At 66.9% G+C, this 23519-nt stretch carries 23 protein-coding genes; 20 read left to right on the forward strand and 3 right to left on the reverse strand.

Annotated features, from left to right (window positions below):
* The first annotated feature begins 28 nt into the window (after window positions 1–28).
* From cobN to ACT4ML_RS08770, 3 genes are read left to right on the forward strand one after another with little or no spacing between them, the layout of a single operon-like run.
* Complete coding sequence (cobN, locus tag ACT4ML_RS08760) at window positions 29–3925, forward strand: cobaltochelatase subunit CobN (protein WP_444720505.1); 3897 nt, start codon at window positions 29–31, stop codon at window positions 3923–3925.
* A gap of 60 nt (window positions 3926–3985) precedes the next feature.
* Entirely contained in the window at window positions 3986–4735 is a 750-nt protein-coding gene (locus tag ACT4ML_RS08765) for a precorrin-8X methylmutase (RefSeq protein ID WP_444720506.1), read from the forward strand.
* On the forward strand, window positions 4732–5526 hold the full coding sequence (locus ACT4ML_RS08770) for a cobalt-precorrin-7 (C(5))-methyltransferase (protein WP_444720507.1): 795 nt from the start codon (window positions 4732–4734) through the stop codon (window positions 5524–5526). The genes ACT4ML_RS08765 and ACT4ML_RS08770 overlap by 4 nt, the downstream gene beginning before the upstream one ends.
* 79 nt (window positions 5527–5605) lie before the next feature.
* Here ACT4ML_RS08770 and ACT4ML_RS08775 read toward each other — a convergent pair whose 3' ends face one another.
* The 3 genes from ACT4ML_RS08775 to ACT4ML_RS08785 form a co-directional block, all read right to left on the reverse strand.
* Complete coding sequence (locus ACT4ML_RS08775; protein WP_444720508.1) at window positions 5606–6286, reverse strand: class I SAM-dependent methyltransferase; 681 nt, start codon at window positions 6284–6286, stop codon at window positions 5606–5608.
* 200 nt (window positions 6287–6486) lie between these two features.
* Window positions 6487–6654, reverse strand: a complete 168-nt coding sequence (locus tag ACT4ML_RS08780) for a hypothetical protein (RefSeq protein ID WP_444720509.1) — start codon at window positions 6652–6654, stop codon at window positions 6487–6489.
* 56 nt (window positions 6655–6710) lie between these two features.
* Window positions 6711–7271 (reverse strand): DUF1802 family protein, encoded by a 561-nt coding sequence (locus ACT4ML_RS08785; RefSeq protein WP_444720510.1) that lies wholly within the window; start codon window positions 7269–7271, stop codon window positions 6711–6713.
* Window positions 7272–7676: 405 nt separating this feature from the next.
* Between ACT4ML_RS08785 and ACT4ML_RS08790 the strand changes: the two genes are divergently transcribed.
* The 17 genes from ACT4ML_RS08790 (at window position 7677) to ACT4ML_RS08870 (ending at window position 23398) form a co-directional block, all read left to right on the forward strand.
* On the forward strand, window positions 7677–9002 hold the full coding sequence (locus tag ACT4ML_RS08790; protein WP_444720612.1) for a cobyrinic acid a,c-diamide synthase: 1326 nt from the start codon (window positions 7677–7679) through the stop codon (window positions 9000–9002).
* A 71-nt stretch (window positions 9003–9073) separates the two neighbouring features.
* On the forward strand, window positions 9074–9856 hold the full coding sequence (locus ACT4ML_RS08795) for a 3-oxoacyl-ACP reductase family protein (protein WP_444720511.1): 783 nt from the start codon (window positions 9074–9076) through the stop codon (window positions 9854–9856).
* Window positions 9857–10016: 160 nt separating this feature from the next.
* Window positions 10017–10631 (forward strand): precorrin-6Y C5,15-methyltransferase (decarboxylating) subunit CbiT, encoded by a 615-nt coding sequence (gene cbiT, locus ACT4ML_RS08800; RefSeq protein ID WP_444720613.1) that lies wholly within the window; start codon window positions 10017–10019, stop codon window positions 10629–10631.
* Complete coding sequence (locus ACT4ML_RS08805) at window positions 10628–11371, forward strand: cobalt-factor II C(20)-methyltransferase (RefSeq protein WP_444720512.1); 744 nt, start codon at window positions 10628–10630, stop codon at window positions 11369–11371. The genes cbiT and ACT4ML_RS08805 overlap by 4 nt, the downstream gene beginning before the upstream one ends.
* Complete coding sequence (locus ACT4ML_RS08810) at window positions 11364–12260, forward strand: cobalt-precorrin-4/precorrin-4 C(11)-methyltransferase (RefSeq protein ID WP_444720513.1); 897 nt, start codon at window positions 11364–11366, stop codon at window positions 12258–12260. Before ACT4ML_RS08805 ends, ACT4ML_RS08810 begins: the two co-directional genes overlap by 8 nt.
* Before the next feature lie 221 nt (window positions 12261–12481).
* Window positions 12482–13480 (forward strand): cobalt-precorrin 5A hydrolase, encoded by a 999-nt coding sequence (cbiG, locus tag ACT4ML_RS08815; protein ID WP_444720514.1) that lies wholly within the window; start codon window positions 12482–12484, stop codon window positions 13478–13480.
* Window positions 13477–14355, forward strand: a complete 879-nt coding sequence (locus ACT4ML_RS08820; protein WP_444720515.1) for a precorrin-3B C(17)-methyltransferase — start codon at window positions 13477–13479, stop codon at window positions 14353–14355. The genes cbiG and ACT4ML_RS08820 overlap by 4 nt, the downstream gene beginning before the upstream one ends.
* 15 nt (window positions 14356–14370) lie before the next feature.
* Window positions 14371–15417 carry a precorrin-3B C(17)-methyltransferase gene (gene cobJ / locus ACT4ML_RS08825; protein ID WP_444720516.1) on the forward strand — a complete coding sequence of 349 codons (1047 nt, stop codon included), beginning with the start codon at window positions 14371–14373 and terminating at the stop codon, window positions 15415–15417.
* Between the two features lie 20 nt (window positions 15418–15437).
* Complete coding sequence (locus ACT4ML_RS08830) at window positions 15438–15704, forward strand: ferredoxin (protein ID WP_444720517.1); 267 nt, start codon at window positions 15438–15440, stop codon at window positions 15702–15704.
* Complete coding sequence (locus ACT4ML_RS08835) at window positions 15701–16390, forward strand: cobalamin biosynthesis protein (RefSeq protein ID WP_444720518.1); 690 nt, start codon at window positions 15701–15703, stop codon at window positions 16388–16390. The genes ACT4ML_RS08830 and ACT4ML_RS08835 overlap by 4 nt, the downstream gene beginning before the upstream one ends.
* Window positions 16391–16416: 26 nt before the next feature.
* On the forward strand, window positions 16417–17649 hold the full coding sequence (locus ACT4ML_RS08840) for a CbiX/SirB N-terminal domain-containing protein (RefSeq protein WP_444720519.1): 1233 nt from the start codon (window positions 16417–16419) through the stop codon (window positions 17647–17649).
* 47 nt (window positions 17650–17696) lie between these two features.
* On the forward strand, window positions 17697–18068 hold the full coding sequence (locus ACT4ML_RS08845) for a DUF3209 family protein (protein WP_138245594.1): 372 nt from the start codon (window positions 17697–17699) through the stop codon (window positions 18066–18068).
* A 2-nt stretch (window positions 18069–18070) separates the two neighbouring features.
* Complete coding sequence (locus tag ACT4ML_RS08850) at window positions 18071–19363, forward strand: outer membrane protein assembly factor BamB family protein (protein ID WP_444720520.1); 1293 nt, start codon at window positions 18071–18073, stop codon at window positions 19361–19363.
* Between the two features lie 117 nt (window positions 19364–19480).
* On the forward strand, window positions 19481–20980 hold the full coding sequence (locus ACT4ML_RS08855; protein WP_444720521.1) for a DNA primase: 1500 nt from the start codon (window positions 19481–19483) through the stop codon (window positions 20978–20980).
* Complete coding sequence (locus ACT4ML_RS08860; protein WP_444720522.1) at window positions 20977–21516, forward strand: hypothetical protein; 540 nt, start codon at window positions 20977–20979, stop codon at window positions 21514–21516. The genes ACT4ML_RS08855 and ACT4ML_RS08860 overlap by 4 nt, the downstream gene beginning before the upstream one ends.
* 47 nt (window positions 21517–21563) lie before the next feature.
* Window positions 21564–22415: a hypothetical protein gene (locus tag ACT4ML_RS08865; RefSeq protein WP_444720523.1), complete on the forward strand. Its 852-nt coding sequence runs from the start codon at window positions 21564–21566 to the stop codon at window positions 22413–22415.
* Between the two features lie 74 nt (window positions 22416–22489).
* A complete protein-coding gene (locus ACT4ML_RS08870) occupies window positions 22490–23398 on the forward strand; it encodes a hypothetical protein (RefSeq protein ID WP_444720524.1) in 909 nt (302 codons plus the stop codon).
* Window positions 23399–23519 lie beyond the last annotated feature (121 nt).

A 23519-nucleotide genomic window follows, 5' to 3' on the forward strand; every position in this document is an offset into this window, starting at 1 on the left:
GCTAATACAACAGAGGTTTAAAAGTACGATGACACGGATCGGGATCTACACCGCGACGGAGAACGAACTCGGCTCGATCGGCCGGGCCACACAGCGCCTCGAGGGCGTCGAGCTGGTCGTCCGCTCGGAGAGCGACCTCGAGGACGAGGCCGACGTCGAGGAGTTCGTCGAGGAATTGCACGACGCCGCGGCGGCGATCTTCTGGCTGCACGGGGCCGAAGACAGCATGCCGGGCTACGACTACGCGACGGGCGCACTCGAGGAGGCCGGCGTGCCGCTGGTCGTCAAGGCGACCGGCGACGCCTTTGCGTTCGAGGACACGACGGTCTCGGCCGAACACCGCGATCTGATCTACGACTATCTGGAGAAGGGCGGGACGATCAACGTCGCGAACCTGTGTCGCTTCCTCGCCGCCGAGTACGAGGGGCGGGACCTCGCGTACGACGAGCCGACCCAACTCCCCACCGAGGGCGTCTACCATCCCGACCACCCGGGCATCGAGTACGAGGACCTGCTCGAGACCCACGACCCCGAGAAACCGACGGTCGCGGTCTGGTTCTACGAGTCCCACTGGACCCACGAGAACACCCGCTACGTCGACGCGCAGGTCCGCGCGCTCGAGGCACAGGGGGCGAACGCCCTGCCGATCTTCTGTAACCCGGCAACGGATACGGACGAACAGGAAGACGCCGAATGGGTGACTGACAACTGGCTGCTCGATGCCGACGGGAACTCGATCGTCGACGCCGTGCTCTCTTCGTTTATGTTCTCCCTCTCGATGGACGAGCGCGGCCGCAGCGCCGACGACGAAGGCAGTAGTGCGGAGGACGTCTTCCTCAACCGACTCGGCGTACCGGTCCTGCAGACGGTCACCACGATGCGCTCCCGATCGCGGTACGAGTCCAGCGACACGGGCGTCATGGGCTTCGAACTCGCCCTCTCCGTAGCGCTGCCGGAGTTCGACGGGAACGTCATCACCCATCCGATCTCCGGCAAGGAGCGAACCGACGACGAGGCCGACATCGGCTCCGCGCCGAAACACCACTTCCCGATCGAGGATCGAATCGACCACGCCACGCGGCTCGCGGTCAACTGGGCCGAACTGCGACACACCCCGAACAAGGACAAGCAGGTCGCCGTCGTCCTGCACAACTACCCGCCGAGCGACGACGGGATCGGCACCGCGTTCGGGCTCGATTCGCCCGAGTCGACCGTGAATCTGCTCGAGGAACTCGAGGCTCGAGGCTACGATCTGGGCGACGAGATGCCGGACAGCGGCCAGTCGCTGGTGGAGAAACTGACTGCTCAACTCACCCTCGAGGACCGCTGGGTCGCGCCGGAGGACGTTCGCGACCTCTCGGTCGACGTAGTTTCGTCGGATACGTACGCAGAGTGGTTCGCCGACACCGACGAGCGCTTTCAGGAGAATATCGTCGAGGAGTGGGGCGAGGTTCCGGACCGCCCGTTCGCGGTTCCGGGCGTCGAGTTCGGCAACGTGCTCGTCACCGTCCAGCCCCCGCGCGGGTTCGGGATGGACCCCTCGAAGGTCTACCACGACTCGAACCTCCAGCCGCCACACGACTACTTCGCCTTCTACGGCTGGCTCCGGAACACGTTCGAGACCGACGCGGTCGTCCATCTGGGCACCCACGGCAGCCTCGAGTGGCTCCCCGGGAAGACGGTCGGGCTGAACGGCGAGAGCGCGCCGGATCAGCTGATCGACGACATCCCGAACGTCTACCCCTACATCGTCAACAACCCCGGCGAGGGGACGCAGGCCAAGCGCCGCTCGTATGCGGCGATCGTCGACTACCTGACGCCGGTCATGCGGAACGCGGGCACCTACGACGAGCTCTCGGAACTCGAGGAACTCGCGAACCAGTACCGCGAGGCCGGGATGGAAGACGCCCGCGCCGACGACGGCGACCACCTCGCGGACCTCATGCGCGAGAAAGTCGCGGAACTGGACCTCGCCGTCGAACTCGGTATCTCGGGCACCATCGACGAGAAGGCAGACGTTCGCGGCCCCGACGAAGCCGGCTCGAGCCTCGCGGAGGGCGACGTAGCTGGCGATGAGGTCGACATCGACGAACTGGTCGAGCGCATCCACGAGTACCTCACCGACGTGAAGACGACCCAGATCCGGCTCGGACTGCACACCATGTCCGAACCGCCGGAGGACGAGCGCCTGACGGAGTATCTGGTCGCGCTCACCCGGCTCGAGAACCCCGGTGCGCCGAGCCTGCGCGAGAGCGTGGCGGGCGCGCTGGGCGTCGACTACGAGAAGATGCTGAACGCGCCCGGCGAGTACGACGAGGCCCTCGGGATGACCTACGCCGAGGCGGCCGACGAGGTCTACGAGACCAGCGTCGACCTGATCGAGACGCTCGCCGAGCACGACTTCGACATCCCGGTCTCCGAGCGCGAGGCCGGCCCCGACGACGAGGTCAACATGAACCTTCTCGTGGTCGACCTCGAGACGATCGGCGACGGGCGCGCGAAGTCGGGTGCCCACAACGACCTGCGGGAGGCGCTGGCCTACATCTGTGAGGAGGCCCAGCCCCGCGTGCAGGGGGCCGAAGACGAGATTCCCCGGACCGCGGACGCCCTCTCGGGCGAGTACGTGCCGCCGGGCGGCTCCGGCGCGCCGACCCGCGGCGGCGTCGACCTGCTGCCGACCGCACGGAACTTCTACACGCTGGACCCGCGGAAGGTGCCCGCGAAAGCCGCGTGGCAGGTCGGCAGCGACGTCGCGGAGGGCGTCCTCGAGCGCCATCACTCCGAAAACGGCGAGTATCCCGAGGAGATCGGCGTGGTCGCGTGGGGGACCCCCACAGTTCGCACCCGCGGCGAGACGATCGCACAGGTGCTGGCCATGATGGGCGTCGAACCGCAGTGGACCGACGCCGGCCGGATCGACGACGTCGAGCCGATCCCGCTCGAGGAACTCGATCGGCCGCGGGTCGACGTGACGACGCGCGTCTCCGGCCTCTTCCGGGACGCCTTCCCGGCCGCAGCGGGGGTCATCCACGACGCCGTCGACGCCGTCGTCGACCTCGACGAACCGCACGACATGAATTACGTGAAGAAACACGTCGAGGAAGAGCAGGCCGAACTCGAGGCCGAGGAGGGCCTCGACAAATCGGACGCCCGCAAGGCGGCCAAACACCGCGTCTTCACGACCCGCCCCGGCGGCTACGGTGCCGGGACGAACAAGGCCGTCGACGAGGGCAACTGGGACGACCGTTCGGATCTCGCCGAGGTCTACGTCCAGTGGGGCGGCTACGCGATGGGCTCGAGAGGCCGCGTTTCCGACGCCCACGCATCCTTCGAGCGCCGCCTCTCGAGCGTCGACGCGACGGTCAAGATCGAGGACACGATGGAGCAAGACGAGTTCGACTCCTCGGACTGGTACGCCTTCCACGGCGGCTTCATCTCCGCCGTGAGCGAGATTTCCGGCAAGGAACCGGCCTCCTACGTCGGCGACTCCTCGGACCCGGACAACGTCGACGTCTACACGAACGAGGAGAAGGTCCGCAAGGCGATGCGCTCGCGCGTGTTGAACCCCGACTGGCTCGAGTCCATGGAAGAGCACGGCTACAAGGGCGCGGGCGACCTCTCGACGACGGTCGACGTGACCCTCGGCTGGGACGCCACGACCGGCGTCGTCTCGGACACGCTCTGGGCGGAGGTCGCCGAGAAGTTCGCCTTCGATGAGGAGCGCCAGGACTGGATGCGCGACGTGAATCCGTGGGCGCTCGAGTCCATCACCGACACGCTGCTCGAGGCGATCGATCGCGACCTCTGGGACGCTGACGACGAGACGATCGATCGCCTGCGCGATCTGAACCTCGAGGTGGAAGGCGACCTCGAGGCGCGGACGACTAACGAGGCCGTCGGTGCGGAGGTATCGACCGATGACTGACGACGGGAGCGAACGGGTTCGGCCGACAGTCGATATTCGGAGCGCGGAGTGTGATACCAAATGAGCGACAGTCAAGAGTTCGAGGAGGAGTACGCCGATTTAGGCGCGACGACACAGAACGCGATGGACATCGCGGAGACGAGCATGGACATCGTCCGCCAGTTCGTCCCCGACGAGACGCTGGCCGACCGCGTTCGACAGAAGTCGGTTCACTCGATGGGTGACATCGAGTTCCAGCACCTGATCGAGTTCACCGGGAGCGACGACCTCGGGGACGACGAGGACGCGCCTGTCCGTGCGGGGGCTCGAGCCGTCCTCGATGAGGCCACGATCGTCACGGACATCACGATGTCGAAGGCCGGCATCACCGGTCGCGGCCACAACTGCGAGAAGCGCAAGGCGATCGGCAACGGCGCCGAACTGGCGGAGAAGACGGGGATGACCCGGACCGCGGCCTCGGTGCTCGAACTCGACAAGCAGGGCGTCTACGACGGCGCGATCGCGACGATCGGCAACGCGCCGACGGCCGCCTTCGCGCTGGCCGATTGCATCGAGAACGGCACCCGTCCTGCGGCCATCGTCGCGACTCCGGTCGGCTTCGTCAAGGCCGAGGAGAGCCGCCAGCGCATCCGCGAGATCAGCGCGGAGTACGACGTGCCCGCGATCACGAACGTCGGCCGACGCGGCGGGAGCGGCCTCGCCGCGGCCCTGACCAACGAACTGATCCACGTCGCCAAAGACGTTCGGACCGACGAGATCGACCTCGAGCTCGACGCCGAGACGCGGGCCGCGGACGGCCGGAACCGATGAGCGGCGAGTACGACCTCGAGTCGGGCCCGGACCCGGCGACGTTCGCGGCGGGAGCGGCGGAGCCCGATAGTGACGAGCGCGCTGTCGACCCCGTCTACGCCGTCGGCGTCGGCCCGGGCAATCAGGAGTATCTGACTCCGCGGGGTCGGCGGGCGATTCGGGAGGCCGACGTCGTCGTCGGCTTCACCACCGTCGTGGAGTTCGTCGCGGACCTGACCAACGCCGACCTGCTGACCTGCGGCTACAAGGACGAGGCCGACGCGCTCGAGGCGTTCGGCGAGCGCGTCGCGGCCGGCGAGTCGGGGACTGCGGTCGCGATGGGCGACCCGAATCACTCGGGCTACCAGTTCGTCGGGAAGGTCCAGAATACGGTGGAACGCCACGATTCCGAAATTCCGGTCCGCGTGATTCCCGGTGTCTCCTCGATCCAAATGGCCGCGAGCCGCGCCCGGACGCCGATGGAGGACACCGAGTTCGTCACGCTCCACAAGAGCGGCGACCTCGAGGGCGACATGGACCGACTCGCGAGGGCAGCGACGGACGACGAGCGACACCTGCTCGTGCTCCCGCGGCCCTACGACCGAATGCCCGGCAATATCGCGCAGTACCTGCTCGAGGAGGGCGTTGATCCGGATCTCGAGGCGCTGGTACTCGAGAAGTTAACCCACGACGACGAGCAAATTCATCGGTTCACACTGGCCGAGTTGTCCGAGCACGCCGGTGGCACCGGACCGGAAGACACGCCGTTCTCGGATCTGGTCGTGCTCGCGGTTCGGCAACCGGTTCCGTAGTCGAACGGCAGAACGGATCGGTCGCGGGTATCGAAGGCGATCTCTCCGTCGTCGTCCCCGTTCGGTCTCCGCTGCCGTCTCACTCCGGAACGTCGCCGGCGACGACGTACTGCTCGTAGTTCGGCTCTTCGCCCCAGAGTACCGACTCCATCAGCGGCTCGTATTCGACCCGCTCGAGCCCGTGTTCTTCGAGTACGTCGACCAACGCTTCGGGCGGGCGTCCGTCGTACAGCGGCAACTCGTCGTGGATCTCTTCATAGCCGTCGAACGGTTCCTCGAAGTCCCAGTGGCCCTCGATCAGGACGATCCGGCCGCCCGGACGGACGACCCGTTGCCACTCCCGAAGCGCCGCCGACGGGTTCGGCAGCGTCCAGATGAGGTGGCGGGCCGTCAGCATGTCGTACGTGTTCTCGGGCTCCGAGATCGATTCCGCGTCCCCGTTTCGGAACTCGACCGACCGGTCGCGCTCGCGGGCTTTCGCTCGAGCGCGCTCGAGCATGTCCGTCGAGAGGTCGACGCCGGAGACGTCGTGACCGAGTTCGGCCAGCAACAGCGAGATGACGCCCGTTCCACAGCCGACGTCGAGAACCCGCTGGGGTGGGTCACCGTCACCGAACCGGTCCCGAAGGATCGACAGCCAGGCGTCGCGCTGCTCGTCGCCGTGTACGGCGTGGTGGCTGTCTCCGTCGTACGATTCCGCGCGGTCGTTCCAGTACTGCTGGACGCGCTCTTTGACGGCCGCGTCGTCTCGATCCGTCACGACTGTCTCCCCCTCCGGCCTGCGGATCGGTATGAACCGACGCGACGGTCCTCGAATGCCATTGTTCGCTGTGATTATCGAGTGGCCAAAATAACTGTTTCGCGAACGGGTAGCGGATTCTGCGCGTGTCCGCGAGCGACTATGTCTGCGATCAGGGGCCACGGACACAGTCAGGTGGCGGACGACCGATTAGCTTGGCCTTACTCGTCTTGTTCGTACTCCCGCAGGACCGTCGAAACGGTATTCTCGACCTCTTCGAGCGCGACGGAGTGAGTCTTCCGGAGGTCCTCGTCGTCCCGTGCCTCGCCCAGCTGTCTGAGCGCCTCGCGGAGGTGCCGTTCGGTGTCGGGTCCTGTTTCTTCACTCATAGTTCGAGCGGCGAATCGTAACCGACTCGAGCGGTTAAGTTCGTCGGTGGGTGGGGTCACTCGAGCGCGTCTCGGACCGCCGCCCGCCGTTCGGCGAAGGTCGCGTCGTCCAGCACGGGCACGGCTGCGTCGGGGTCCACGGCCACCTCGTCGACCAGTTCGATCCACGCGCGACAGCCCCGGTAGCTCCCGCGTTCCTCGATGAGACGCGGCGACTCGAGTGCCGACACGCGGAGCAACAGCACCCGCAGGTCGTCGTCCGGATCGTACTTGTCGCGGAGTCCCTCGGGCGTGTAGACGTAGTGGCGCGCGAGGGCGGCGAGGTCGTCGCTCGAAATCGTGTACTCCTCGCGGACCTCGGCGACGGCGCGGACCGGCACGCCGCCGTCGGGTTTCGCGCTCGATCGGTGGTAGTACTGCTCGTACCGGGACTGGTAGCGGGCCGGTTCCTGATGGCTGTAGGCCGGGTAGAGGACGAACCGGTCGTCGATCGTTCCCGGGTCGAGCGTCGGATGGCGAACGAGCACCGTCTGCGCGCCGTCGAGCAGGGCGTTGACGACGCCGGCCCGTTCTTTCAGCGCCGGCACCGTCTCAGCGGCCGTCGTCACGTCGTCCATTGGTCTCGGGTTCTCGAACGCGGACGATGCCCAACACGGTTTCGGTCGCCTCAGATTGCGACGCGGATATCGATCGCTGCACACTGTCCTGAGAACAGCGCACTCCGGGAAACTAGCGTGCCGTGGCGCGCGCTTGGCCACGGTGAGCGACTGCGAACCGTGGTCCGAACCGTGCGAGGTCTTCGCGAGAAGGCGTGTCAGCGCTCGCTCTGACACTGGATGAGCGAACGAGCCTGCGAGTGAGCGAATCGGCTGGGGAGGAAGTGGAAATTCCCTGTTGGCACGATAGCAGAACGCGTGTCCGATCTCTCGTCCTCTCTCGAGCGAGCCGCTCCCCCATCGAAACAGCCGCTTACGCCCCGTTCCGACGGATTCAAGTTCAGTTGTGCGAACGCAACCACAATGATGAACGGATTCGTCCTCGGTGGCGTCAGCTCCGGCGTCGGAAAGACAGTCGCGACGCTGTCGATCATTCAGGCGCTCGAGGACGCCGGCCACGAGGTCCAGCCCGCCAAGGCGGGCCCGGACTTCATCGATCCGAGCCACCACGAGGCGATCGCCGGTCGGCCCTCCCGCACGCTCGATCTGTGGCTCTGCGGCGCGGACGGCCTCCGGCGGAACTACCGCCGCGGCGAGGGCGACGTTTGCGTTGTCGAGGGCGTGATGGGGCTGTACGACGGCGACGGCTCGAGCACCGCCATGGTCGCCGAGGCGCTCGACCTGCCGGTCGTCCTCGTGGTCGACGCCAAGGCGGGCATGGAGAGCGTCGCGGCGACCGCGCTCGGCTTCCGCGAGTACGCCGACACCATCGGTCGCGATATCGAAGTGGCCGGCGTCGTCGCCCAGCGGGCCCACGGCGGCCGCCACGAGCAGGGCATCCGCGACGCCCTACCCGACGACCTCGCATACTTCGGTCGGATTCCGCCGAACGACGACCTCGAGATTCCGGATCGACACCTCGGGCTCGAGATGGGCGGTGAAGCCGCCTTGCCGAGAGTGGCGTTGCGGGAGGCCGCCGAATCGCTCGAGGCCGAGCGACTGGCTACCGTCGCGAGCGAGCCACCGGCCCCGGAGTCACCATCGCCGAGCGCCGCGAGCGCGGCGCCGGTCGACGCGACGATCGCCGTCGCCAGCGACGCCGCGTTTTGTTTCCGGTATCCCGCGACGATCGAGCGATTTCGGGAGCGCGCCGAGGTCGTCACGTTCTCGCCGGTCGCGGGCGACCCCGTCCCGGACGCCGACGCGGTCTACCTCCCCGGCGGCTACCCCGAACTCCACGCCGCCGAACTCGAGTCGGCCGGCACCCTCGCCGAACTCGGCGATCTGGCCGCCGACGGGCTTCCGGTCCTCGGCGAGTGCGGCGGGCTGATGGCCATGAGCCGGTCGCTGACCACTGCGGCGGGCGAGCGCCACGAGATGGCTGGCATCCTCCCCGCGGATGTGACCATGCACGACCGCTATCAGGCGCTCGATCACGTCGAACTCGAGGCCGTCGACGGGGCGCTGACCGCCGACGCTGGCGAGACGATCCGGGGCCACGAGTTCCACTACTCGAGCGCCGACGTCGACGGCGACGCCCGATTTGCCTTCGAGACGGTGCGGGGCGACGGCATCGACGGCGACCACGACGGCCTGACCGAGTACGACTCGCTCGGCACGTACGTCCACGTCCACGCCGAAAGCGGGGCGTTCGATCGGTTCCTCGAGGCCGTCGGGACGAGCGAGACATAACTGGATTCCGGTCTTTCACGAAGTCTGAAACACAGTCAAATAATTAACACGAATGGGCGCGTAGGGCGAGTATGGCCGAAACCGTCCAGCGCCTCGAGCCCCTGTCGCGTCGCCCGCTGACCGACCGAACCTGTCTCGTAACGGGATCGTCTCGCGGGATCGGTCGCGAGATCGCGTTCGAACTCGCTCGCTGCGGTGCCGACGTGGCGGTCAACTACCGCTCCTCGGAGGCACAGGCACGCGAGGTCACCGAGACGATCGAGGAAAACGGCGAGACGGCGGTTCCCGTCCAGGCCGACGTGTCGGACCCGGCGGCCGTCGAGCGGATGGCCGCGGCGGTCCGCGAGGAACTCGGCGAAATCGACGTGCTGGTCAACAACGCGGGGATCACCGTCGACCGGACGTTCGAGGACATGACCTACGAGGACTGGCAGACGGTCATCGACGTCAACCTCAATGGAACGTTCAACTGCACGAAGGCGTTCTACGAGGACATCAAAACGTCCGAGCACGGCCGGCTGATCAACATCTCGAGCGTGGTCGGCCAGCAGGGAAACTACGGGCAGGCCAACTACGCGACCTCGAAGGGCGGGCTCTTCGCGTTCACCCGGACGCTGGCGCTCGAACTCGCCAGCCACGGTTCGACGGCTAACTGCGTCGCGCCGGGCTTTACCGAGACGGACATGCTCGAGAAGGTGCCCGACCGCGTGCAGGACAAAATCCGTGCGGACATTCCCCTCGATCGGTTCGCCGAACCCGAGGACATCGTCGGCATGGTCCGATTCCTCGCCGGCGATCAGGCCGAATACATGACCGGGCAGGTCCTCGGAATCAACGGCGGGATGGAGTGGTGACCGCCCGCTGCGGCGGCTTCTCGGCGGCATTTTCAGTCTGAGCGAACGGTCCGGCTGTGTTCGACAACTCTCGTTGTCCTACTCCAACTCCACCTGGGCAATCGTAGTTGTTCTACCCCAAACAAAATTGTTTTAGGGACGGGCTCTGTTCCAACGGATGATGCCACCCATCGCGCTTCCACACGACGCGAAGGCCGGACCCACGAAGTCGGAGGTCCGCGCCGTCGTCCGCTCGAAGCTCGCGCTCGAGCCGGACGACCACTTCGCGGAGGTCGGCTCCTGCACGGGGGCCGTCACCATCGAAGCCGCACAGCGAGCCGGGCGAGTGACCGCTCTCGAGCGGAAACCCGAACGACTCGAGACGACCGAGCGCAACCTCGCGGCAAACGAGGACGCCGTGCGAGCGGATGTCGAACTCCGCAACGCGGAAGCGCCCGAGGGGCTACCCGACGACGCCGACGCGCTCTTTCTGGGCGGGAGCCGGAACTTCGAGGCGGTCCTCGACCACGCCGTCGAGACCGAGATCGACCGCGTCGTCATGAACGTCTCGCGGCTCGAGGTCGCGGGCGAAGCGACGGCGGCCTTCCGCGAGCGGGACCTGCTCGAGGAGGTCGTCCAGTTCCAGGTGAGCCACGGCTACGAACTCGCCGGGGCGACGAGTTTCAACTCGGACAACCCGGTGTACATGCTGGTCGGGAGTGCAACGCCGGACGACGAGGACGGAGACGGCGGGAAGACAGTTGCAGCCGACGGTAGCGGGGAGAGTCGACAATGACGCTCTACGGCGTCGGACTCGGTCCCGGCGAGGCCGATCTCGTGACGGTTCGCGGGAAGGAAGTCCTCGAGAACGCGGACGTGGTCTACTCGCCGGGCCGGCTGTCCAGAACCGTCGCGCTGAACCACGTCGACGAGTCGAAGATCGGGGACCTCGACTTCCCGATGACGAAAGACGAAGAGAAGCTGCGAGCGGCCTGGAAGGAGGCCGCCGCGGAGATCGCTCCCAACGCCCGCGACGGCGATGTCGCCTTCGTGACGCTGGGCGATCCGAACGTCTACTCGACGTTCGGCCACCTGCGCCGGACGATCGACGCCTTTCATTCGGACATCGACCTCGAGATCGTCCCCGGCGTGAGCGCCGTGACCGCGTTCGCGACCGCGATGGGGGTCGAGATCGAGGCCGGTGCCGGGCTCTCCCTGCGGGAGGCCGCGAGCGGCCACAGTCCCACGGGGCCGGATCGGATGATCTTGTTCAAGGTCACCGACGCGCCGGCGACCCACGAGGGACTCGTCGCGGCCGGCTACGACGTGACCTACGGCCGCCGGCTGTTCATGGAACAGGGCGAGACCCTCGTCACCGACGACCCAAGCGAGATCGACGAACGGGACTACTACACGCTCGCCTACGCCGAGAAGGAAGACCTCGAGGTCGAGCAGGCGACGGCTGCCTTCGGGTCCGAGAAGTCCGGATCGGAGGAAGCGACGACTGCGGATACGGCGGAGGCCATCGATGACTGACGACGCGCCGAACGACCCGCAGGACGCGATCGACTCCCAGGGCGAGCGCCGCCGCGAGGAACTGGACGACCGGATCTTCGAGCACAGCGCCGGCGACGAACAGGAGGGGATTCCCTTCGTCGGTGCCGGTCCCGGCAACCCGCGACTGCTGACCGTCGCCGGGAAGGAACTGCTCGAGGAAGCCGATCTCGTCGTGCACGCGGGCTCGCTGGTCAACAGCGAACTGTTGGACGAGTACTGCGGCCACGCTGAGTTGGTCAATTCCGTCGGAAAGGACCTCGAGGAACTGATCCCGCTGATGCGGGACGCCTACGAGGACGGCGACAACGTCGTCCGCCTGCACAGCGGCGATCCGGCCATCTACGGGGCCGCCTTAGAGCAAATGGACGCGCTGGAACACGAGGGCGTGCCGACCCACTTCGTGCCGGGCGTCACCTCGGCCTTCGCGGCCAGCGCGACGCTGCGGACGCAACTGACGCTCAACGAAGTGTCGAACCACGTCGCGTTCACCCGGCCGCAGGGGAAAACCCTGACCCCGGAGGAGGACCACATCTCCGACTTCGTCGAGATGGGCGACGTTACGACCTGCATCTACCTCGGCACCCACGCGGTTCGGGACACGATGGACCGACTGCTCGAGGACGACCACGACCCCGAGACGCCGGTCGCGGTGATCTACCACGCCTCGTGGCCGGACGAGGACGTGATCGTCGGTTCGATCGGCGACATCGCTGACAAAGTCGAGGAGGCGGGCTACCGCGCCTCGGCGCTGGTCGTCATCGGCGACGCCGTGACCGGCGCGGGCTACGAGCGTTCCTTCCTCTACGGTGATTGGGCCAATCGCGGTTCTTCGGAAAATTCGGCTGAAACGGAGGCGAGTGATGACTGAGATGATTCGGACTCGAGACCGCAACCACGGTGAAAGCCCCCAGTTCCCGCGACTCGGGGGCCTCGCTGCGCGTCTCGGTCGGTCGCAGGGCTCCCTCCCTGCGGTGTTGCTTCGTCCGCCTTCGCCGCGGGAACTGGCCCCTTTCGGTCCCACCCGATCGGTGGACTGGACGGGTCGATTAGACGTGGAACGGACGATTTCGGTACGAGAGGAGTTACACAATGAGTTCAGGAACTGAGAACGCGGACACGACGGACGATTCGGAATCGGACTCCGGCGGCGGCCACTGTTCGACGGCGGATTCGGACGGCGAAGTCGCCGAGGAGATCGCGATCATCTCCTTCGGCCGGAAGATGGACACCGCCGAGGAGATCAAATCGGAGATCGGCGATCGCTACGAGGCGATCGACATCATCGAGTACCACGGCGATGTCTTCGAGGAGCACTGGGGCGAGTACGACTGCTTCATCGGCCTGATGGCCTCGGGGATTGCGATGCGGAAGACGGCCCACCTGCTCGACGACAAGTGGGACGACCCCGCGATCTGTGTGGTCGACGAGGAACTGACGTGGGCGATCCCGATCACGGGCGGCCACCACGGCGCGAATCAGGTCGCACAGGACCTGGCGACGATGGGTGCCGTGCCGGCGATGACCACCGCCAGCGAGGCCGCCGGCAAGCAGGGCGTCGAGTCCCGCGCGAAGGCGATGGACACCCACGTCGTCAACGGCGATTCGACGGTCAAGACGAACCTCGCCGTTCTCGACGACAATCTCGGTCCCGTCGAGCGACTCGAGGGGCCGAAAGCCGTCCTCGTCGGTGACGACGTGACGGTTCTCAAGCGCAACAAAGACGACGGCGTCGTCCTCGGCACCGGCAGCGTCTCCGGCGCGAGCAAGGAGGCGTTCCTCGCCGCGTGGGAGGACGCCCTCGAGCAGACCGACTACGACCTCGCGGACGTCGAGTTCGTCGGCACCGCGACCCGGAAGGAAGACGAGGAAGGCCTGCTCGAGGCAGCCCAAGAACTCGATCTGGGCGTCGTCGCCTTCGGCAAGGAGACCCTGCTCGAACACGAGGGGCCGACCCCCTCGAAGTCGAAGGAGCTGATCGGCTGGCCGGGCGTTTCGGAAGCGTCGGCGATCGCCGGCGGGGCCGAGCAGGAACTGATCCTCGAGAAAATCAGCTACGAGAACGAGGTCACGGTGGCGATCGGGCGATGAGTTCGGACGCCGAATCGACTGACGCCGAGGCAGGCGGCACCCCCGACGACCACGGCACGCTCTACGTCGTCGGCATCGGCCCCGGCCTGCCCGACCACATGACCAAGCGGGCCAAGGAGGTCATCGAGTCCTCGGAGGTCGTCATCGCCTCGAGCCTCTATCAGGAGTTCCTGCGCGATGACGGCACCCTGCTGCCGGAGGAGGAGACGGACGATGACGGCATCGCGGTCCGCGGCGATGGCTTCGAGCAGGAGATCATCCGCTCGACGATGGGTCGCCAGATCGAACTCGCCCGCGCGGCGTTCGACCACGTCCGCGAGGGGAAGGACGTGGCCCACGTCTCCGGCGGCGATCCGTCGGTCTACGGCAAGTCCGACCTCATCTTCAAGATGGCCGAGGAGGACGACGCGACGGACGTACCGATCGAGATCGTTCCCGGTCTCACCGCGGCACTCGGCGGGTCGGCCAACGTCGGCGCACCGCTGTGTAACGACTTCTGTACGGTCTCGCTGTCGGACAAGTGGCGCGGCTGGGACGAGATCGAGGAGAAGCTTCGCGCGGCGGCGATCTCCGATTTCGTGATCGTCCTCTACAACTGCTGGCGCAACTACGAGAAGGCCGTCGAGATCGTCCGCGAGGAGCGGACCGACGACGCCTACGTGGCCATCGTCAACGACGCCGGCCGCGCGGACGCCGGCCGCAACGGCGAGAGCCAGTACATTACGACCCTCGGCGAGGCCGCCGACCACGACGACAAGGTCTCCGGGATGGGCACCTCGCTGATCATCGGCAACCACGAGACCGAAACGTGGCGCAACGACGACCGAACGTACCTCGTCACCCCCCGCGGCGGGCGTGACGTCGACGACTTCTGAAACACTACCACACCCATGAGTACGGACACCAACGCGGACGCCGACGACGAATCGACTTCCAAATGCGGAGCCTCGAGTACGGAAAGCAGTTCCAGTGAGACGAGCACCGATAGCCCGAGTTCAAAATGTGGCGCGTCGAACACGAGTACGGACGACTCCAGCAGTTCGAAGTGCGGAGCCTCCTCGAGTTCCAGCTCCTCATCTTCGTCCTCGAGTTGTGGTGCGAGTTCCGACGACGACGGGTCGAACGAGAAGGAGGTCGGCTCCACTGTCGACGACTTCGACGCCGAGCCGGGCCAACTGAGTGCCGTCGGTCTCGGTCCCGGCCACCCGGAGGGGATGACCGACCGCGCGAAGACCGCGCTGCTCGAGGCCGACCACATCGTCGGCTACACGACCTACATCGACCTCATTCCGGACGAGATCACCGAGGAGGCCGACGAGCTGTACGACACGCCGATGTGCGGCGAAGTGTCCCGCACCGAGGAAGCCATCGACCGCGCGCTCGCGGGCAACGACGTCGCCATCGTCGGCAGCGGCGACCCCAACGTCTACGCGCTCGGCGGGCTCGCACTCGAGATCCTCGAGTCCAAGGGCGCGACGGCGTCGATGGTCGACTTCGAGGCCGTGCCGGGCGTGCCGGCGGCCCAGTCCTGTGCGGCCCGACTGGGCGCGCCGCTGGTCAACGACACCGTCTCGATCTCGCTGTCGGATCACCTCGTCCCGATGCCCGAGATCGAGTCTCGGCTCCACTCCGCCGCCAAGGAGTCCTTCACGATCACGATCTACAACCCGTGGAGCCGCAAGCGCCGGGAGAACTTCGAGAAGGCCTGCGAGATCCTCATGGCCCACCGCGACGCGGACACACCCGTTGGCATCGTCCACGGCGCCGGCCGCGAGGACGAGCAGGTGATGATCACCGAACTCGGCGAACTCGAGGACCTCGGCGAGAGCGAGATCATCGACATGACGACGACGATCGTCGTCGGCAACGAGGACACCTACGTCTGGGACGACCGGATGGTCACCCCGCGCGGCTACGAGACGAAGTACGACTACTGAGGATTCGGAGGACACCCACAATGCCACGATACGAAGTTACAATCGAAAAGGACGCCTGCGACGGCATCTTCGCCTGTCTGACCCGCGACCCGCGCTTTATCGAGGGCGAGGACGGCCTCGCGACCGTCGACCCGGGCGCGGACCCGGTCTACGACTGCGAGGGCGAGGTCACCGACAACGCCGAGCGCGTCGTCGCGACGTTCGACGACGACCGCATCGACGAAGCCCAGCAGGCTGCAGCGGCCTGTCCGACGGACGCGATCGTCGTCGAGGAGGTGGGCGAATGAGCGAGACCGAAGCGACCGAAATCGAAGTGCCGGCCGATCCGCTCGCGGGTCACGCCGCCACGGCGTACTTCTGGGGTCACGTCGCCGGGAGCGGCGACGTTTCCGATGACGGCATCGAGGTCGTCGCCAACGACGAGGCATCAGCGCAGGTGCTCGCCGCCGTAGCCGGCGGCGACCTCGAGCACGACACGACGACCCGCGACTACGCCCACGACACCTCGATCACGCGCACCGAAGACGAGTACACGCTGTCGATCGACGGCGACGAGTCGGGGCTGCTCGGTCGCAGCGGCGCGCTCGGGCTGCCAGTCGACGGCCGTGGGAACTACCGCTTCGGCGCGTTCTCGGACTACGATCGGGAACTGCTCCGGGGCCTGCTCGAGGGCTGTGGCACCGTCTGCTTCAAGTCCTCGAGCGGCACCGTCGGCATCTCGTTCGTCCACGACGACGAAGACCTGCTCGCGTTCGCACAGGAACTGATCGCCGACTGTCCCGTCGATGCGCCGTTCGACGAGCTGTCCGAGACCTCCTCGGGCGGCTACTGGTTCGGCGTCGACGACGACGCCGCGCCCGCGTTCGGCACGTGGCTCTACGAGGACTGCGAGGAAACCGGACTGTTCGCCCCGAGTCGCCGCCGTAAACTCGAGCGGAGCCTCGAGCAGGCGACGGCGTACGACGACGAGTAACTACCCGACCAACACCCACGACACCGATGAGTACACCCGACCAGACCACGCCCGCATCGACAGCCGGCTTCGACGACGAGGCCGTCCTCCTGATCGGCCACGGCTCCCGGCGCGAGAAGTCCAACGAACAGGTCCGCGAACTGGCCGCCGCCCTCGAGTCCCGACTGGGGATTCCGGTCGACGCCGCGTTCCTCGAACTCGCGGAGCCGGCGATCGACGAGGCCTTCGCACAACTCGGGCCCGTCGCGTCGCAGGTAACCGTCGTCCACTGCTCGCTCTTTGCTGCGAGCCACGTCAAGAACGACGTGCCGCTGGCGATCGAGCAGGCCCGAGCCGAACACGACCTCGAGATCAACAACGGCTCGCACCTCGGGGTCCATCCCGCGATTCTGGACCTGCTGGACGACCGCGCCGCTGCGGTCGAAGCGGAACTTGGCGTCGACCGCGCGGACGACGACGTGGCCGTCGTCGTCTGTGGCCGGGGCTCGAGTGATCCGGACGCCAACGGCGACGTGCACAAACTCGCCCGACTGCTCTACGAGGGCCGCGCGTTCGACCGCGTCGAGGCGACGTTCATCGGCGTCACGGAGCCGACGCTCGAGGACACCCTCCACGGGCTCTCGAAGCACCGCCCGGACGCGGTCGTCGTCCTGCCGTACATGCTCGGCGACGGCGTGTTGACCCAGCGGGTCCGGGACTGGACCGCGGAGTTCGACGCGGACTACCCCTACGTCGACGCGCTGGCCGGCGACCCGCTCGGCACGGACTCCCGGCTGCTGGACGTCTTCGCCGACCGCTGGCAGGAGGCCCGCACCGACAGCGTCGAGATGTCCTGTGACACCTGTAAGTACAAGGTCGACCTCGAGGGCTACGAGGAAGACGTCGGCGGGGCCCGAGCCATGCTCCGAGCGCTGGCCCATCAGGAGGCCCACGCCGACCGCGAGGACGTCGACGACGAACCGCACAGCCACGACGCACCCGAAAAGCACGTCGCGGTCTGTACCAACCAGACCTGCGCGAAGATGGGCTCGCCGGCGGTCCTCGAGCGACTCCGGCAGGAGGTTCGAGACTCGGAGCACTGCGATGCCCGCATCACCCGCTCCTCGTGTCTCGGCCGCTGTGGCGACGGGCCGATGGTCGCGGTCTACCCCGACGGCATCTGGTACGGCGGCGTCGAGGACGAGGACGCCGAACGGATCGTGGGGGACCACCTCGACCGGGACCGCATCGTCAGCGACCTCGTCGATCAGACGCTGTAGTACCGAGACGGAACCAGAATTCGAATACCCATTCACGACAGACACCTATGAGCTGCTACGAAATCGAAGCACTACGACTCGGACTGATGAACGTCCTCGGCGTCGGGGACGACAGCGCCCGCGATCACGCGGAGAAGGAACTCGAGGGCCACCTCGAGGGCCCCATTCAGGGGCTCGCGGAGGCCGACAGCCTCGCCGAGGTCGAGCGCCACCTCGACGCGGCGCTGGTCGATTTGGAGGAGGAAGTCGCGTCGATGGACAGCGACGACCCAGAGTACGACTATACGCGGGGGCGACTGCTGGCGGTCCGCGACGCCGAGCGAGCCGTGCAACGACTGAGCGCGCAGGGCGAGCACATCGTCGGCGGACTCGGCGACGCCCACGACACGCTCCACGAGACCTTCCCCGTCGAGGAGTGACGATGGCCGACACTGCCGATACCGAACGCGACCGGCCCCGCCAGTTCCGCTCGGTCCCGCTCGGCGAGATCGAGACGGCCCGAAGCCGCCACATGTGGACCCGATCCGCGGTCGGGTTCGCCGAATCCGGCGACCTCGTCGTCACCGGCGAGTGGGACGGGACCGTCACCGCCCGCGAAACCGACTCGCTCGAGGCCCGGTGGACGGTCGATCATCCGGACCATGCAGTTGGAATCGCATCGCTCGCAGGTAACGGAGCCGAGCGCGACGAGACCATCGTCGTCGCCGGCCGCGGCGAAAGCGGGACGATCGCGGCCTACGACGCCGAGTCGGGGGCACAGCGCTGGCGGTACGACACCGTCGACGACCTCGGCGAGGCGGTCAAAGATACCGTCTTCTACCTGCCCTACATCGTGGCGCTCGAGACGGGGACCGACGCCGACGGCAACGAACGGCTCTACGCCGCCGCCCGACGCTACGAACGCGACGGCGAACGGCGGCAGTGGCACAGCACCGTCTACGCGTTCGAGGCCGACGGCTCGATCCGCTGGACGTACGAGACCGACGCCTCGCCGATCGCGCTCGATCTCGACACTGCGGGCGAGCGCCTCGCGGTCGGCTACAACCGCTGTATGGGCGACCACGACACCGGTCTGGTCGTCCTCGGGACCGAATCGGGCGACCTCGAGTGGACGTGGGACCCCGGCACGGAGGGCGACCGCCGCGTCGGCGACGTCTCGTTCGACGGCGATTCGATCGCGGTCTCGAGTCACGGCGACAAGCGCGGCTACCTGCTCGGGCCCGGCGGTGCCGAGCGCTGGCGCGTCGACCTCGCGACGGAGACCGAGATCGACGGCGAGCGGCTGTACGCCTATCCGAACCACGCGTACGCGAGCGACGGCCGCGTGGCGTTCGTGACCGGCAACACCTACGCGGTCGAGAGCCGGGAGACCGACTCCCGACACCCGAACGAACACCGAGTGGCCGCGTTCGACGCCGACGGCGATCTCCTGTGGGACGACGCGGTTCGCGGCTTCGTCCACGGCCTCGCCGCGGACGGCGAGCGGTTGATCGCGCCCTGCGCCCAGAATTTCCGCGTCCGCGATCCCGACACGCACGCCGTCCGCTGGTTCGACCTCGAGTCCGGTGACGGCGGCTGTGAGCGCCTCGAGGGAATCGCGACGGCGGCCGCCGTCGAAAACGGGACTGTCGCGGCCGTCGAGGAACCCGTCGAGTACCACGACGAGGGCGAGACCCGCGGCGAGTACGCGCTCCGGGTCGGCTCGCTCGAGTAGCGACGGTCGTCGGTTCGACCGGTTTTCCGCGGCGACTCTCTTCTCCCATACCTGTCGGCGAGTCGCATACGCAAGGCCAACCACCACAACGCTCACTGCCGTCTTTTCGTCCGTATAATGACCAAGGATTTCGCACATGACGGCCGCGAGGACCGTTCGGATCCCGAGAGGGTCGAGCGCTCCTCGAGCCGTCCCGATGAGGAAGACCGGGAGGCGGGACCGCCGCCCCGGGTGATGACCGACGGCGGGCAAGCGGAGATGGAAGAGGCCGACGAGGACACCGAAGCCGAAGACACGCCCGAGGGCGACGAGGCGGACGCGGCTGAAGAAGAGGCTGCGGACGAATCTCAGGAAGCCGAGGAAGAAGCCGAAGCGGAAGCTGAGGAAGCGGATCAAGAGGCCGAAGAGGAAGCTGAAGAAGAAGCGGAGGAAGAGGACCAGGAGGACGAAGAGGAAACTGAAGAAGAAGCAGAGGAAGAAGATCAAGAGGACGAAGAGGAAACTGAAGAAGAAGCAGAGGAAGAAGATCAAGAGGCCGAAGAGGAAACTGAAGAAGAGGCTGAGGAAGAAGATCAAGCGGCTGAAGAGGAAACTGAAGAAGAAGCAGAGGACCAGGAGGCCGAAGAGGAGGCTGAGGAAGAGGCCGAGGAGGACATCGAAAACGAATCGCCAGAAGCCGACGAGGGAGTCGAAGAAGAAGAGGCCGGCGAAGACGAGGACGAACGCGAGGACACCGGTGACCTCGTCGACGACGACCGCGAGGAGGGCCACGCCGAGGACGCCGAAGACGTCTACGAGGGCGACGACGCCTCCGGCGTCCTCCACCTCGACCTCGACGGCCTCTTTCTCGACGTGCTCGGCCTCGAGGTGAACCTGAATCCGGTCCAACTCGACGTCTCGGCGCGACCGGGCGGGAACAATCTGCTCGGAAATCTGCTGTCGGCGGTGACGGGACTGCTGGACGGTCCCGGTGCCATGCTGGACAAGGTAAAGTCGCTCCTGAGCAAGCCGGTAGAACTGCTCAAGCAGCTCCCCGGGAAGGCCAAGGAGGCTCTCAGCGGGCTGCTCAAGCGACCGAAGGAATTCCTCAGCGGACTGCTCAGCAAGCCCAAGGAGTGGCTCACCAGTCTGCTCGGTATCGGCGGTGACGAAGCAGAGGGCGATGCGGACGAAGCGGCCGAGGGAGAGGATGAAGAGGCTGAGTCCACTGGACCGCTCTCGTCGGCCGCCGGGTGGCTGAAATCGATCCTCGGCAAGCCCGTGGAGTGGCTCCGCGGGCTCTTCGGCGGAGCGGCCGACGAAGCCGAGGACACTGCCGATGAAGCGGCCGAAGTGGAAGACGAGGAAGCCGCGGAAGACGAAGAGGCCGCGGAACCCGAGGAGGCAGCAGACGAGGAGGAGACTGGATCGGAGACCCCCGGTCCCCTCTCCAGAGCGGCCGGCTGGCTGAAGGAGCAACTCGCCGGTCTCGTCCCCGGGTTCCCGGTCGAAGAACTCGTGGCGACGGTCGTCAGCGAAGTGATCGAACAGTTGATCGAGCAACTCGAGCCCGAGAGCGACGAGGAAGCGTCCGGCGGCGGACCCGACGCGACGTCACAGGCGGAGGCATCATCATGAGCGACGAATCACTCACACAGCGGATTGACACGGAGAAGATCACGGAAAACATCGACGTCGATCAACTGGTCGAAGGGACCCAGTGGGAAGAGGAGATCGACGGGGACATGCCCCTCGGCGCGGCGCTGGGCGGCCAGATCGGCGCGCTCGTCGGACGGAAGGTCGGCGAGTCCCTCGGCCGGACGATCGGCGATATGGTCGTCGAGGAACTGCTCAGCAGCGACGAGGCCGAGTCGGAGAGCGAGGACGACGAATCCGAGGAGGGCGCCGAAGACGAAGAGACGGCAGAGGAGGAATCGGAGGAGTCCGAGGACGAAGACGAGGACGAGGAATCGGCGGACGAGGAAAGCGCCGAACCCGATGAATCCGAAGACGACGAAGCCGAGGAGGAAGGCGACGCGGAAGCCGAGGCCGAAGGCGAGAGCGACGAGCAGAGCGACGCCGAATCGGGCGAGGAAGAGGCGTCCGATCAGGACGACGCCACCGAGGAGACGGAAGACGACGAAGAGATGGAAGCGGAAGCCGAGGAGGAGTAAGCCCATGACACGGAATCGCGACACCACCGAATCGGATCACACGCGAGGTGATCGCCGTGAGTGACGGATCGGGGCTGAAGAGCATGGTCGCCGAAGAGGTCAGCAATCAGGTCGACGTGGCCGATATGCTCGGCGACGGCAGCATCGAGGACAGCATCGACGGGAGCGAGATCGGGGCCGCGGTCGGCCGCCAGTTCGGCGAACAACTCGGCCGCGAACTGGGGACCGCGATCGGCCGCGAGATCCACGAGACGATCGACGAGGGCGTCGAGGAAGGGAAGGACCTCGGCGACCTGCAGTCCGAACTCCCGACGGCGATTCGGAACGCCATCCGCGACTCGGTCTCGGAGATGGAGGGCCGCGAGTCCCTCGAGTCGATGGCCAAGGGCGTCACCGAGGGGAGCAGCGTCGACGGACTCCTCGAGGGGATCGGCGGCGGCGAGAGCGACGACGCCGCGGACGAATCGGCGGAGGAAGCGGACTCGGAACCGACGGACGAAGACGAGGAGCCGGCGGAGTCCGAGGACGAGGAATCCGCAGAGGAAACGGAAGACGAGGACGGCGGTGACGATCAGGTCGCCGACGAGGCGGACGACGAAGGCGACGAACCGGATACCGAAGCGTCCGAAGACGCTGACGAGGACGCCGATACGGCCGATGAGGGTGAGGACGAGTCCGAGCCGTCCGTGGAGGACCTCGAGGACCTCAGGAAGGACACCCTCGAGGACTTCCTCGGGGTGATGTCCTACAGCGATCTGCAGTCGGTCGCGAAGGACGTCGGCGTGAAGGCGAATTTGAGCCGGGAGGAGATGACCGACGAGATCATCGAAACGGTGACGGACGAGGGGTCGGATTCGGACGAAGAGTCGGAGTCCGAAGCGGAGGCGGAAGCCGAGTAGTCGACTGACACGCATCGAACCCCGTTCGGAGAGGGGAAAGAGGCGGACACCACGCGGTAATCTCGGAGAGACCAATGAGCGAATCGCAACTACACGACCGGGTACACGAGGTACTGAACGAGGCCGACGCGTCCAGCGGGTCGATCGTTTCCGGGGGCGATGCGGACGGCGACGACGAGTCGGCCGAGACGGATCTACTCGAGGCCGCCGCGGACGCGAGCGATCTGCTCGAGTCGGCAGCGCCCGACGAGCTGCTCGCGGCGGTCGGGCTGGACACCCTCGAGGACGGGACCGAACCGGGCTCGATCCCGGAGGCGATCGCCCGCGGCGAACAGGAGAACCTCGAGGACCTCCAGCGGTTGCTCCACCTCTCGAAACTCGCCGATCGGGCGGACGACGGGGGGCTCGAGGCGGCCGTCGGCGACCTCCGGGAGACGATCGGCGAGCGGGCCGAGGCCGGCGGTGACGACGAGGAGAGCGACAGCGGCAGCGACGAACCGGACGCCGAACCGGCGAGTAGCGAGGACGGAGCGGACGAATCGACGAGCGACGAAGCGGACACGACCGAGAGTGAGGACCCGGACGAGTCAGAGACCACCGGTGACATCGGGGACCGTCTCCGATCGGCGATGAGCGATTCGTTCGCCGACTTCGGCGACGAAGTCTCCGAACTGAAGGAGCGACTCGAGTCGGCGAGTTCGGGGGCCGCCAGCGGCGAATCCGCTGGGGATGGGGACGATACCGACGAACCGGCCGCCGATGCCGAGGACGCGGACGAAGCCACGGCCGAGGAAGCGGAGACGGACGATACGGACGCGGAGGACGACGAGGGCCTCCTCGGATCCGGACTCGGAAGCGACGGAAACCGGGGCTCGGCGTCGGGCGGCCCGAGTCGCCACTCGACGATGGCACCGCCGCCGTCGAAGCGAGCGGACATGCGCGGGACCGCACGGCACTCGACGATGCCGGACAAGCACGGGTAAGTGCCAGGATCGGGTTCGGTCGGTGCCGGTTCGGGTTCGAACTCGCTCGAGACCGAGTGCGACTAGTCGGGACCGGGTAAGCCCGCTCGAGACGGGGCGAGACGAAGCCGGGCGAAGCCAT

The organism is Natrinema sp. LN54 (genome assembly GCF_052439245.1).
Lineage (GTDB): Archaea > Halobacteriota > Halobacteria > Halobacteriales > Natrialbaceae > Natrinema > Natrinema versiforme_A.

Bases quoted from the DNA above. Each gene is read 5' to 3' on its own strand.
- cobN (WP_444720505.1), top strand. From the start codon at position 29: ATGACACGGATCGGGATCTACACCGCGACGGAGAACGAACTCGGCTCG.
- ACT4ML_RS08765 (WP_444720506.1), top strand. From the start codon at position 3,986: ATGAGCGACAGTCAAGAGTTCGAGGAGGAGTACGCCGATTTAGGCGCG.
- ACT4ML_RS08770 (WP_444720507.1), top strand. From the start codon at position 4,732: ATGAGCGGCGAGTACGACCTCGAGTCGGGCCCGGACCCGGCGACGTTC.
- ACT4ML_RS08780 (WP_444720509.1), bottom strand. From the start codon at position 6,654: ATGAGTGAAGAAACAGGACCCGACACCGAACGGCACCTCCGCGAGGCG.
- ACT4ML_RS08785 (WP_444720510.1), bottom strand. From the start codon at position 7,271: ATGGACGACGTGACGACGGCCGCTGAGACGGTGCCGGCGCTGAAAGAA.
- ACT4ML_RS08790 (WP_444720612.1), top strand. From the start codon at position 7,677: ATGAACGGATTCGTCCTCGGTGGCGTCAGCTCCGGCGTCGGAAAGACA.
- ACT4ML_RS08795 (WP_444720511.1), top strand. From the start codon at position 9,074: ATGGCCGAAACCGTCCAGCGCCTCGAGCCCCTGTCGCGTCGCCCGCTG.
- cbiT (WP_444720613.1), top strand. From the start codon at position 10,017: ATGCCACCCATCGCGCTTCCACACGACGCGAAGGCCGGACCCACGAAG.
- ACT4ML_RS08805 (WP_444720512.1), top strand. From the start codon at position 10,628: ATGACGCTCTACGGCGTCGGACTCGGTCCCGGCGAGGCCGATCTCGTG.
- ACT4ML_RS08810 (WP_444720513.1), top strand. From the start codon at position 11,364: ATGACTGACGACGCGCCGAACGACCCGCAGGACGCGATCGACTCCCAG.
- cbiG (WP_444720514.1), top strand. From the start codon at position 12,482: ATGAGTTCAGGAACTGAGAACGCGGACACGACGGACGATTCGGAATCG.
- ACT4ML_RS08820 (WP_444720515.1), top strand. From the start codon at position 13,477: ATGAGTTCGGACGCCGAATCGACTGACGCCGAGGCAGGCGGCACCCCC.
- cobJ (WP_444720516.1), top strand. From the start codon at position 14,371: ATGAGTACGGACACCAACGCGGACGCCGACGACGAATCGACTTCCAAA.
- ACT4ML_RS08830 (WP_444720517.1), top strand. From the start codon at position 15,438: ATGCCACGATACGAAGTTACAATCGAAAAGGACGCCTGCGACGGCATC.
- ACT4ML_RS08835 (WP_444720518.1), top strand. From the start codon at position 15,701: ATGAGCGAGACCGAAGCGACCGAAATCGAAGTGCCGGCCGATCCGCTC.
- ACT4ML_RS08840 (WP_444720519.1), top strand. From the start codon at position 16,417: ATGAGTACACCCGACCAGACCACGCCCGCATCGACAGCCGGCTTCGAC.
- ACT4ML_RS08845 (WP_138245594.1), top strand. From the start codon at position 17,697: ATGAGCTGCTACGAAATCGAAGCACTACGACTCGGACTGATGAACGTC.
- ACT4ML_RS08850 (WP_444720520.1), top strand. From the start codon at position 18,071: ATGGCCGACACTGCCGATACCGAACGCGACCGGCCCCGCCAGTTCCGC.
- ACT4ML_RS08855 (WP_444720521.1), top strand. From the start codon at position 19,481: ATGACCAAGGATTTCGCACATGACGGCCGCGAGGACCGTTCGGATCCC.
- ACT4ML_RS08860 (WP_444720522.1), top strand. From the start codon at position 20,977: ATGAGCGACGAATCACTCACACAGCGGATTGACACGGAGAAGATCACG.
- ACT4ML_RS08870 (WP_444720524.1), top strand. From the start codon at position 22,490: ATGAGCGAATCGCAACTACACGACCGGGTACACGAGGTACTGAACGAG.